Annotated in this window: 6 protein-coding genes; all 6 read left to right on the top strand. The window is 58.6% G+C overall.

The window, feature by feature from the left end; genetic code table 11:
- Positions 1-645: 645 nt before the first annotated feature.
- Positions 646-2,664, top strand: coding sequence for a fascin domain-containing protein (locus ACWUI2_RS21790; protein ID WP_486984957.1), 2,019 nt, complete (start codon positions 646-648; stop codon positions 2,662-2,664).
- 95 nt (positions 2,665-2,759) lie between these two features.
- On the top strand, positions 2,760-3,554 hold the full coding sequence (locus tag ACWUI2_RS21785; protein ID WP_486984956.1) for a type II secretion system protein: 795 nt from the start codon (positions 2,760-2,762) through the stop codon (positions 3,552-3,554).
- A gap of 89 nt (positions 3,555-3,643) precedes the next feature.
- Positions 3,644-7,717 carry a hypothetical protein gene (locus ACWUI2_RS21780; RefSeq protein WP_486984955.1) on the top strand — a complete coding sequence of 1,358 codons (4,074 nt, stop codon included), beginning with the start codon at positions 3,644-3,646 and terminating at the stop codon, positions 7,715-7,717.
- A 236-nt stretch (positions 7,718-7,953) separates the two neighbouring features.
- Complete coding sequence (locus ACWUI2_RS21775; protein ID WP_486984954.1) at positions 7,954-9,402, top strand: hypothetical protein; 1,449 nt, start codon at positions 7,954-7,956, stop codon at positions 9,400-9,402.
- A gap of 115 nt (positions 9,403-9,517) precedes the next feature.
- Positions 9,518-10,900 carry a CehA/McbA family metallohydrolase domain-containing protein gene (locus ACWUI2_RS21770; protein WP_486984953.1) on the top strand — a complete coding sequence of 461 codons (1,383 nt, stop codon included), beginning with the start codon at positions 9,518-9,520 and terminating at the stop codon, positions 10,898-10,900.
- A gap of 26 nt (positions 10,901-10,926) precedes the next feature.
- Entirely contained in the window at positions 10,927-12,414 is a 1,488-nt protein-coding gene (locus tag ACWUI2_RS21765; RefSeq protein WP_486984952.1) for an arylsulfatase, read from the top strand.
- Positions 12,415-12,425: the final 11 nt, after the last annotated feature.

Below are 12,425 nucleotides of genomic sequence, written 5' to 3'. Positions count from 1 at the left end.
GCTTTCGAGCACGCGGGAGAGCTTAGGCCGTTGGATGGCCTGTCGAGCGTGCGGCCATCGTCGGCCGTTCGAAAGCGGTGCGGGGACGCACCGCACTCCAAAGCGCTTCGCGCGAAAACCTGACAGTGAAGATCTATGGGAGGTTTGGTTTTCGAGGCGGAGCCTCTATGGAGTGCTCCGCGTCCCCGCGGAGCTTTCGAGCACGCGGGAGAGCTTAGGGCGTTGGATGGCTGTCGAGCGTGCGGCCATCGTCGGCCGTTCGAAAGCGGTGCGGGGACGCACCGCACTCCAAAGCGCTTCGCGCGAAAACCTGACAGTGAAGATCTATGGGAGGTTTGGTTTTCGAGGCGGAGCCTCTATGGGGTGCTCCGCGTCTCCGCGGAGCTTTCGAGCACGCGGGAGAGCTTAGGCGGTGGATGACTATCGAGCGTGCGGTCATTGTCGGCCGTTCGAAAGCGGTGCGGGGACGCACCGCACTCCAAAGCGCTTCGCGCGAAAACCTGAAGAAGTTTCATTGATAATAGATCCACGGCGAAATCCATCGGTTCTTCGATCCTCACCGAATGGCGACGGGGGGCTATTATATTTTATCGGAAGTGATTTCGATTTCGTTTTCGTTTTCGTTGTCTGAAATAACGCCTCACCGTGAAACTATCCGTCATTGCCTGCCTTTCGTGTTTTTTCGCTGTTTCGTTTTTTTGGGCGGAGGAAGGTAAACCGACGGTCGGAGCCGCCGAGGAGTATTATGATTCGCCCCACCGAGTGATGGTGAACTCCCAGATTCGGAAACAGTACATCACTCATTGGGGGCACGATATCAAGCAGCCGGGCAAAGCCGTATTTCTGACCGAAGATGCCAGCCGGCAAATCTTTGAACACGGACGGTTTAATGTCTTGCGAATTCCGTTTTTCGCCACGTCCCATAACGCCGACGGTTCTTTGAAAACGGATTATCATGTCCGTCTCGCTCCATTGGTGCCGCAGGAAATGGATACGCTCTGGGAAGTGATTCCGACCGGAGAGGAGGATTGGTTTCATCTTCGGAACGTCGCATTTGATCAACATTTGCGGGCCTTTCCCCCCGGATCGAAATCTCCAGGAGCGGACAATACCTTGGAGATTGATTCGACAAGTCAGGTCGGGAGCTGGACCCAATGGAGGTTGGTTGAAGCCGGAAACAATTGGTATCATATTGAAAGTCGGGGACACCGACGGTACCTTCGCTCGAACTCGGAGGGGGATGTCCATCTCGTCGATCGCGAAAGCACCGGAACCTGGACCCAGTGGCGGTTAATCAAAGAGGGTGGGTATCATCGAATTCTCCGGCGAGGTTCCTCGCTCTACCTCAAGGGTGGGGGATCGGCTTACGATGTGACCATAGCCGCTGTCCGGAATGCGGCAAGCAACGGCAATCCCGCGTTGTTCGCGTCGCACAAATTGCAGGACAACAGCGACATGAATACGTCGCGCAACACCAATTTCGGACCGTTTTTCACCGAAGGCGGGATCGATGCGGCGGGGTATGCGGCCGCTCTGGAGGTGTTTATGGCGATGATCGAAGTGGAAACCGGCCAGCCGGTCACCTATCTGGCGCCGCGGTGCGAACTCGGACGACATTGGACTCCTGAGTCATACGTGGCGGTGGTGAATCATCTGACGAATCCTCCGCTGATCGTCGGGCCGGAGGCGGCTTACACCGTCAATTCCGAAACATTTTTCACGTCGGAGGTGGCGGCGGTGACCGACGTGAAAGCCACCCACAATAAAGAGAATTCACCCCTTTGGCCGATGGGAGCGATTTACGATTGGGACGCGGAGACGGTGGGAGGAAACGGAGACAATTTTTCCAATTTGGTCTTCAAGTTACACGAAGCAATTTACATTGGCGAAGTCCACGGAATCGTGTTCTGGGGCTCTACCCATCTGCTCAATCACGACCAGGATGGCCGCAACGGCCCCTTTCGTCGGGACTTGGTGGCAGCGTCGGAGTTTCCCTTAATCGACGTCGGTCTTGCCACCGGACCGGAGCGAACGGTGATCGCCTTTGAAACGGGGGATCGGAACAGCGTGCGGGTTTTTTATACGGCCTCCTCCCGGATCGAACTCGCGTTCGACCGTCCGTTGCTACCGGAAAGCATTCCGGCCGAAGCGTTCAATGTCACGGAAACGACTTTCGAGTTGCCGCTCACCGGCCACCTCGATTACCGGATGTTTATCGTCTCGTTTCAACAGGAGCTACTGCCGGAATCGACTTTCGAGGGATGGCGCCTTCGCCGTTTTTCCGAAACCGAATTGAGCGACGACAGTGTGAGCGGGCGGTGGGCGGCACCAGCTGGAGATGGCATTCCCAATTTATTGAAATTCGCACTGGGGCTGGAGCCTGATGAATTCGCAAGGGGTGGACTACCGGAAACCGAAACTTGGGTCGATGAGGAGGAGGAGTATTTGGCGACGGTTTTCACGCGCCCCAAGGGAAGGGAAGGGATCGCGTATTTCGTCGATGCGTCCGCCGATCTCGTGGATTGGGCGGATCGTGGGATTCTGGTGAATTCGGAAGAGAAGGATGGTGGGGAATGGGTGACTGAGACCTATCGGGATGTGGTGCCGATGAGGGGACTCGGCGGACGATTTATGCGGTTGCGAATTGCAGAAACGACGGAGTAGGCGAAGGCGATTTTTTTAAGAAAAGCCCTCACCGATGGCCATGATCGGCTATTAAGGTTTCCTGAGAGTTCCCGCAATCAACCCATTTTTCTCCCATGATAACTCTGCTGATCGACGGAAAAACCGGTGAAGCGTCCCGGAAAGGCTTCACTTTGATCGAGTTACTGACGGTTATCGCCATCATTGGGATCTTGGCGGCGATTCTGATTCCGGTGGTCGGATCGGTCCGAACCGGTGCCCGGATCGCCCAAAACGTCGCAAATCTCCGGGAAATCGGTTCTGTGCTTCTCTTGCATGCGGACGAGCGAGGGGTTTATCCTCCATCCTACAACCCGGACACCAATCCCAACCAAAACTGGGGAACCCAGGTGGCGATGACATTGACCGGGGATGGCCCAACGAATTCGGCCGGGGCGATCCAGCATCCGATCCTCCTGTCACCCGTGCAATATCGCGGGCCGTTGCCGGAGCACAACGTGACAGTGGTGAATTATTCCGCGAATCCGCTGGTGATGCCGAGCGGTAATCCCAACAGCAACAATTGGAATGGGATCCGCCCCGAACACATTTTGGAACCGAGCCGGACCATTCTGGTTGGCGATGCCCGGCCGAGAAGTGCCGATGCCGTCGGAATGCAATCGAACAATGCGATGTGGTTCGTCAATCAGACTAACATCGCCAACGCACCTTCCGACCGTGCGGTCAGTTGGCCAGCGGACGTTCTTCAGCCTGATGCAACGGGCGCCCAAGGTTACCCGGCTTTCCGAAACAACGGCAAAGCCCACTTCGTTTTCGCGGACGGCCACGTCCAGGGATTTCTTCCCCAGGAGATAACCAACGGACTCTACCAGGTCCGTCCTCCCGGCGGCGGCTCCAATCCCTATTTCTAACCATAAAAACCGGCGTTCCTCCCGTTTGGGAAGCGCTTAAACCGAAAACCCTTCGGATGCGGCCCCGTATTCCGAAAATAGATACAACCATGACTAGATCAAATCCCTGGCCTGATAACCCGACCGGAAGGCCCCCGGTCAACCGACGGCTTTTCGACCGTTTCTTCGTTCTTCCGTGCCTCTTGACCACCATTTTGCTCGGCGCTCCGAGTGAGTCGCGGGCTCAGGATCTGTTATCGGTCGTTCCTGACTCAACGCCGACCGGGATGCCGGCGGTCAAGTTCCAGACGGGATTAGGATCGGCTCAGTATTTCGAAATCGGTTCCAATCCGACGGATTTCGACGGACGTCCTCCGGGCAAGACGACATTTATCGTTTTCAAAGCCGACGATTTCTCGGGAGGCGGGCGAATGGTTTCCTCCGCGTATGGCGTGGTGAATACCTCTGGCTCGCCGGTTCCTCATTATCAGGTCAATTCCAGTCTAATTCACCAGAATGGACCGTTCCGAATTACCCATGTTAACTCCAACGGCGGCAACTCCGGCACCAATGCTCCGGGCAGTGTCGGGACGGCTCAATTCCACGTTGGGGTGAACATGTGGCGGGAAGATGGCACGGCGCTTGGCCGACGGATGGATCCCTGGGGCGGCTTTTCGGCCGGCGATATGGGAAATGCTACCGCAGTGCCAGTGAACCACATCTTTACCCGTATCGGGACCGGGAACTCCAGTAGTGATCCCGATATTCTCGACCAACCGTTTCGGGGAGAGATTGCGGCGATTCTGATTTACAATCGCGAGTTCGAACTCGGGCCGGACACTGAATACGCGCAAATCGTGGATTATCTGTTTGACGTCTATTTTCTCGGCGGCGGCAACGTGGAGAATGTGCCGGTCACGGAAGGCCTGGTCGTTCACCTGACCGCGGCCGACGTTGCCACGGACAACGGGACCATCACTCAATGGCCGGACCTTTCTGGCCGAAACAATCACGCCGAGGTGGTGATCACCGATAGTCCGCTGATTATGACCTGGGCCTATTCCGGCGAAGGGTCGTTCGCGCTGCCCTCGAACTGGAATCCGGAATTGGTACCCCGCTCGATCGACGAGGCACTGGTGCTTAATGGCGGAACCGTAATCGTCGACGACGACTGGACGCTCGGCTCGATCGATATTCAAAACAATAGCCATGTGATCGTCCAACCAGGGGTTGTTTTTACCACAACCGGAGAGGATGGCACTCAGAATGACTTCCGGCTTCGCGACGGCGGCGCGTATCTGACCGTCTACGGATCCGTCCGGGCTGACCGGGCGTTTTTCATGCGCGGCGATGTGGCCGCCGGAGATATAGCCCGCGTGCATATCGACGGAGGCAGCATCGTGGTCGATGACCGCGTCATTCTGGCTCAGGCGACTTCGCGGGCGGAGTTTACGCTGGAGAACGGGGCCTATATCAACACAGGATTTTTTCAGCCGCAAGGGGCCACCCATGAGTTTATTTTCACCATGGAAAGGGGCACCGTCCTCCGCCAGGCGGACATTTCCGGCGGACTGACCATGTTCGCGAACTGGTACCATGACGGCAAAATCGAGATCGCGCCGGGCGACGGGGTGTGGATCGGTACGGAAGTCTACAACGGTCAGGAATGGGCCGCGTTGCGGATCGTGGAGGAATCGGAAGCGGAATTGCCGCCGGTTCCGGAAACAATCACCTGGATCACTCCGGGCTCCGGTTTCTGGGGCGTGGTCGATAATTGGGATCCGGCGATGCTACCCCGCGATCTCGACGAAGCGGTGATCGACAATGACGCCACCGTCACCGTCGACGGCGATTACATCGTCGGCACCGTGAACGTGGGCAACGACAGTCACCTGATCATCGAAGCCGGCGCCCGTTTAACGACCACCGGACTCGACGGCACTCAAAATAACTTCAGTTTGAATGAAGGGACGCCGAAATTGACGGTTTACGGGGTGGCCCACGCGAACATCGGCCGTTTCGGTCGCGGTGACTTTGAGAACGATGGCGATTTGGCCACGGTCATTGTCGACGGCGGCGTCTTTCTGGCGGACGACGAAATCCGCCTTTCGACCCAAACCTCCCGTGCCGAGATTACCTTGCTCAACGGAGCCCTGATGCAAGCCGGTTCCGAATTTTCGGAATGGGGCCCGTCCTCCAACTTCGTATTCAACATGGAAGAAGGGACAACGCTTCGACAAGCGGGGGCGGTCAGTGCGCGGAACCAGTATCTGGCTTGGATCGACGAAGAGCGGATCGTGCCGTTGGGCGAAGGTCTTGGTGTGCGCATCAGCCGGGAGGTCATCGACGGCGTCGATTGGAGCATCCTCACCATCGTGCCCGAAGCGGAAGCAGCCGTTCCGCAGTTGGTCACCTGGGACAATCCGGGCGCTGGCTCCTGGGATGTCGCCGGCAACTGGGATCCGCAAGTGGTCCCGGGAATGCTTGACGAAGCCTACGTTTTCAACGGCGGCACCGTCAATATCGACACCGATTGGACCCTCGGATCGATCGATATCCGAAACGGAAGCAGCGTCGTCGTCGGGCCGGGAGCGACCTTCACCTTGACCGGAATGGACGGAGCCAATGAGAACCTGAAGTTACGCGAAGGTCAGAATAGCCTCACGGTGTATGGCCATATTTTTGCGAAGTCGGGCCAGTGGGGACGCGGCAGTGCGCCGGACGATACCGCGACTGTCCTTATTTCCGGTGGAAGCGTGGTGGTGGAGAATAATCTTATCCTGGCCGCGGGAACTTCGGAAATCGATATCACTCTGGAGAATGAGGCGTTTATCCAAGTCAATTCCTTCGCCGAATGGGGACCGACCCAGGACTTCACCTTTTACATGAGCGAAGGAACCCGCCTGCTGCAGTCCAGCGCTCAGTCGGGGGCCACCCAATTCACCTCCTGGGTGCAGAATGGAAAGATAGAGGTGATCGGTTCAGGATTGGGCATCTATGTCGCAGTTGAAAACATCGAAGGCGAAGAGTGGGCGGTCCTCCGGATCGTCGACGAGGCCGAAGCGGGAATTCCGCAGATCCTGGAGTGGATCAATGAAACCGAAGGCGACTGGAATGTCTCCGGCAACTGGGATCCGGCCACCGTTCCCGGACTGCTCGACCGAGCACTGATCTGGAACGGCGGCACGATGACGATCGGAGCCGATTGGACTCTCGGCAGCGTCGACATTCGCGGCGGCAGCAGCGTGGTGATCGAAGCCGGCGCGACCGTGACCACCAGCGGTGCCGACGGTTTTAATCACAACTTCAACATCCGCGAACCAGGCGGAGGATCATTGACGGTCTATGGAAACGTCCACACCCGTTCGTCGCAGTTGGGCCGCGGCCATGTCGGCGATGGCGATATCGCAACAGTGGTGATCGACGGTGGTTCGTTTGTTTCCGACAACAACATCATCCTCGCCGCAGCTACTTCGGATCTGACGGTCACCTTGGCCAACGGGGCCTGGATCCAAGCCGGCGGGGAATTCGAAGAATGGGGGCTCACCCAGGACTTCATTTTCCACATGGAAGAGGGAACCTCCGTCCGCCAAGCTCAGGCCCGGGAAGACGTCGATCCGGCGGAGCCGATCCAATCCGGTTCGGATCAGTTCCACGCCTGGATCGCCGACGGGAAGGTGGCCTTCGCCGAAGGGCTCCAGGCCTTCGTCTCCACGGAAACGATCAATGGCAAAGAGTGGGCGGTTCTCACCGTCGGCACCGCGCCCGAAGGGTTCACCTATACCGACTGGCAGGAACTTCATTTCGACGAGAACGAACTCGCGGATGAGTCAATTAGCGGACCGGATGCCAATCCGTCCGGCGACGGCATGAGCAACGCCCTGAAGTTCGCCCTCGGACTCGATCCTAAGGCATTCGGACGGGATAGTCTGCCGGAGCCTGATTTCGCGACGGTGGAAGGGGAGGACTATCTGACCCTGACGTTCGACCGTCCCGCCAATCCGGTCGGGGTCACCTATTTCGTGGATGCATCGAGCGACCTGATCGATTGGAGCGATTCTGCGAGCTTGGTCGACGAAGAAGACAACGGCGACGGCACGGTGACCGTGACGTATCAGGACACCCAACCGCTCGGCGAAACCGAGCGCCGCTTCCTCCGCTTGCGGGTGGAAGTCGATCTGTGAGTGACGATTGATTGATCAATGAACAGACCTGGAGTCGGCTGGCGGGCAACCGCCCCGGCTCCAGGTTTTTTGAACCGCAGATAGCTCGGATAATCGCTGATATGGACGGGAGTCAAGATCCGGGCGGCGCCCGGGGAACAACAGGGGATGTAGCTTGGTTTTCGAGGCGGAGCCTCTTTCGAGTGCTCCGCGTCCTCGCGGAGCTATCGAGCGAGCGGAAGGGCTTCGGCCGTCGAATGACTGCCGAGCGTGCGGCCATCGCTGACCATTTGAAAGCGGTGCGGGGACGCACCAGCACTCCAAAGCGCTTCGCGCAAAAAGGGCTCGGGGCGATTTGGATCTGCTTTCTCTTGTCGCCGCTACTGGGTAACGACGGGAGTCGACCGATCCCGGAAATCAGGATCGACGTGTCGCAAGAACTCGGTCCGATCGATCCGCGTTTCTTCGGGGCGAACACCTTGTTTATGATCGACGACGACGCGGCGTTGGCCGACGGGAAGATGGCCCGGATCCTCCGGGAGATGCCGGTCACCTTGCTGCGTTACCCGGGAGGCGATGTTTCCGACAATTACCTTTGGAAAACTCATTCCCTTAATGACCCGGAGTGGTGGCCCCGGCGGGAAGGTCCTGAAACCACGGATACGGACGAATTCGTCGCTTTTTGCCGGGAAGTGGGCGCGGAACCGATTTTCGTCGCCAACGCCGAGCAAGGTTTCGTGGAGGGAAATCCGGAAAAATGGGCGGCCTATGCGGCGGAGTGGGTCCGGTATTGCAATATCGAGAACGATTACAACGTCAAACATTGGGAGATCGGCAACGAAACGTATCTGTATATCCCGGACCAGCACAAGCGGGCGGCGGTGACCGCCCGCGAATACGCCGAGGCGTTCGTGCTCTATTCCCGGGCGATGAAAGAAGTCGATCCGGAGATTCGTTGCGGGGCGGTCGGACCGATCTGGGTGAATTACCGGACCCGTTTAGGGGCGGTCGACGAACGTGACGACGAGTCGTGGTGGCAAACTGTTTTCGAAGTGGCGGGTGACGAAATCGATTTCATCATCATCCATCAATACCCTCGGCTCACCCCGGGAGAACCGGTCCGACGGGCCGAGACGGTGGCTCCTCTGCGAGAGTTGCTGGAGGAACTGGCCCCGGCTCGACGGATTCCCATTGCCCTGACCGAATGGAACACCCACCGCGACAATGAAGGCGACGAATACGACCAGGCGCTGCTCGTGGCGGAGATGGCGCTCGACTACATCGCCGGAGGGGTCGACTGGGCCAATTTCTGGCCGTTGCGGATCGGCGGCACTTGGGGAACCCGGGCCTTGCTCGATCTGGAAACCCGGGAGCCGCGTCTCCGCTACCGGTTTCTGCAGATTCTCTCTTCCAATATCGGGGACCGGAGATTGATGACGACCGGGGAAGCCAAAGGCATTTACTCCTTTGCTTCCGGCCAGAGGAACGGCGAGATCACCCTGTTCCTGATCAACCGCGACCGCGAGACTCCCGGCACGGAGATTCGCCTCCGCCTTGCGGGAAAGGAAAAAGGGCGGGTCACCGGGGAGACATCGGTCCGGAATGGTGCCGGAGGCTCCGTCGAAACGCTCCAAATAACCCGGGCCGAAACCGGGTGGAGAACGGTATTGCCGCCGGAATCGCTGAGTGTGGTTCGCTGGGAATAGGCGGATGCCGACAGGATTCGCTCAGTCAGAAAAAAGCCTCACCGATTCGCCCTTTGGCGCTATAATGTATGCATTCCGTGAAAAACCGCTTGAAAGCCTGACTGGGAGACTATCAATGATCCGACTCTACTTTACGAAGCGGCCTCCGCGCCATTTCAGAAACATCCTCTTCGCCGCGACGGTTTTTGCCCTGGCCCAAACGACCGGCTTGGCCCATGCCGAGGCGAATGGACCAGCCGAGGCGGAATCCGGAAAGGTCGACGAACAAACGCTGCCGCTTTCCGAATTCCGCGTGTTCCGCGGCAACTCGCACGGCCACACGATTTTCACCTGGTCGCACGGGATCCACCGGCGCGGCATGAACGGCCCGTTCCACGATCATTGGGAACGTCCGCCGGGATTCGACCCCGATGACCATACGAGCGTCAGCCTCGACCCGGACGATCACACCCATCTCCAGGGGCTTCCCGCCAACCATTTCGCGTTGGCCAAAAAACATGGATACGATTTTTACGTCACCACCGATCATTCCCAAGAGGTGACCCTCCAGCCGCCGGTGCCGGACAACCCGTTTTGGGTGAACACCCTGGAAGCGGCGGCCGCCTATGACGACGATCCCGATTTCGTCGCGATGGTGGGGGTCGAATACAGCCGCAACACCGAGGAGGACGGCGGGCGCGGACACATCAACGTCTTCAACGTTTCCGAATACGTCAACGCCGATCACCGGCCGGGGACTCCTCCCTGGCCCGAGGCAAACTGGACCATTCCCCAGTTTTACGACTGGTTGAAGAGTGCGGAGCCCCCCGGAAAGGGATTGGTGGTCGCCCAATTCAACCATCCGGAGTTGGAACAATACAATGACTGGGATCATCTTGACGATGAGATCGTCGACCTCATCACCTTGTTCGAACTGCACACCAATTTCCGGAATTTCCGTTGGCGCCCCTACCTCCGCGCCTTGAACAAAGGCTGGAAAGTCTCGCCGGTCGGCGTTCACGACAACCACAATCTTCAACAGATCGAGGATGCGGAACTCCCCCCGCCGACCTTGGTGGTGGCCACCGCCTTGACCAGGGAGGCGATCACCCGGGCCATGCGGGAACGGCGCACTTTCGTCACCTGGCATGAAGGAACGGAGCTCATTTATTCCGTAAACGGCCACATCATGGGCTCGACCCTGGACAGCCCGGAGACCTTCGATTTCGACATCCGGATCAAAACCGAGCCGGATCACCCCGAGCGCCGGGTCCGTCGCATCCAGATCCTGCGGGACCATCCGAACGGGGAGGACGCGGTCGAAGTGGCGGCGGAAAAAGAGTTTTCCGGCGACGCCGACGAAATCTCGTGGACGCCGACCATCGAAGATGCGACCGCCCGGTATTTCCTGGTTAGGGTTGATCATCAGGCGGATCTCCGCGACGACGGAGACTACCGGTGGCGTGGTTTCACCTATTCCGGTCCGGTCTGGACGGGACGGACGAAAGCGGAGGAATAAGGGTCTCCGAAAATTCTGACAAACGTATGATTCAAAAGAAAACAACCTGGAAACGGGGCTGGGACGCGCTTTCCGCGCTTCGGCTCAGTTTTACGACGGCGGCGGTGGCCCCTTTGATCGCGGCTTCCGGAATGGCGGAGGAAGCGAAGCCGAACATCGTCTTTATCATGGTCGATGACACCGGCTGGGCCGATCTCGGCGTTTATGGCGGCGAGGCGATCCAGACGCCGAACCTCGACCGGATGGCCGAGCAAGGGATCAGGTTCACCGAGGCTTATTCCGGTTCTCCGTTGTGCGCGCCGGCTCGCAGCAGTGTTTTGACCGGCCTGCACACCGGGCGCACACCCGTCCGGGGAAATCTGGGCGGGACGCCGTTGCCGGCTGACGCGGTCACCTTCGGCGACGTCATGCAGCAGGCCGGTTACAAGGTCGGAGGCTTCGGCAAATGGGGGGTCGGCGACGTCGGGACGACCGGGGTCCCGGAGAAACATGGATTCGACGAGTTTTTCGGGTATTACCATCAGGTCCACGCCCACACCTATTATCCCTCTTTTTTGATTCGTAACAGCGAACGCGTCGACCTTCCCGGGAACGTCGGCTTTAATCCGCGGGGAGCGCAAGCCATCTCGCACCGGCCCCGAAACGGGCGCGAGCCGCAATACACCCATTACGAGATCTTCGACCGGACGCTGGAATTCATCCGGGAAAATCAGAAGGGACCGTTTCTTTGTTACGCCCCCTGGACTCCGCCGCATTTCCCGTTCCAGATCCCCGACCACGATCCGGCCTGGCAGCTTTACAAGGATAAGGACTGGCCGATCGGAGCGCGCAACTTCGCCGCGATGACCTCGATGGTCGACCGCCATGTCGGCGAATTGCTGGAACTGCTGGAGGAACTCGGGATCGCGGAAAACACGATCGTTATGTTCACCTCGGACAACGGGGCCGCCAGTCGCTGGGAAGGAAGCCTGGACAGCTCCGGTCCGCTGCGCGGTCAGAAGATGACGCTGTGGGAGGGTGGAATTCGGGTCCCCTTTATCGCCTATTGGCCCGGCCGGATCGAGCCAGGTCAGGTTTCGGACCTGTTGACTTATTTCCCGGATATGATGCCGACCTTCGCCGAACTCGGCGGGGCGACGGATTATTTGCCGGAGGATCTCGACGGCCTTTCGATCGTTCCGACCCTGCTGGGGGCCGAGGCGGCCGGCCGGGAGCAGGAAACCCGTGCGTTTCTTTACTTCGAGAATGCCACGAACGACTATCCGAATCAACGCTACCTTTGGCCGGAGACCCTGACGCAGGCAGCCAGAATCGACCATTGGAAGGCCTACCGGGAAAATCCGGAAGCGGAGACCGAACTCTATGATCTGAACCGGGATATCGGGGAGGAGAACAACCTCGCCAGCGACCATCCCGAGTTGGTCGCCCGGTTTGAATCGATCTTCGAGCGGGAGAGTCGGCATCTGGTAGTTAATCCTGATTTCAATCCCCGGACCTCTCTGGATTGGGAGTGACCAATCCGAAT

This window comes from Verruconatronum alginivorum (genome assembly GCF_056590205.1).
The sequence above is the reverse complement of the archived record's forward strand: the minus strand, read 5'-3'. Positions and strand labels throughout refer to the sequence as shown.

Excerpts from the sequence above, each read along its gene's own strand:
- ACWUI2_RS21770 (WP_486984953.1), top strand. The coding sequence starts at position 9,518 with ATGATCCGACTCTACTTTACGAAGCGGCCTCCGCGCCATTTCAGAAAC.
- ACWUI2_RS21785 (WP_486984956.1), top strand. The coding sequence starts at position 2,760 with ATGATAACTCTGCTGATCGACGGAAAAACCGGTGAAGCGTCCCGGAAA.
- ACWUI2_RS21780 (WP_486984955.1), top strand. The coding sequence starts at position 3,644 with ATGACTAGATCAAATCCCTGGCCTGATAACCCGACCGGAAGGCCCCCG.
- ACWUI2_RS21765 (WP_486984952.1), top strand. The coding sequence starts at position 10,927 with ATGATTCAAAAGAAAACAACCTGGAAACGGGGCTGGGACGCGCTTTCC.
- ACWUI2_RS21775 (WP_486984954.1), top strand. The coding sequence starts at position 7,954 with ATGACTGCCGAGCGTGCGGCCATCGCTGACCATTTGAAAGCGGTGCGG.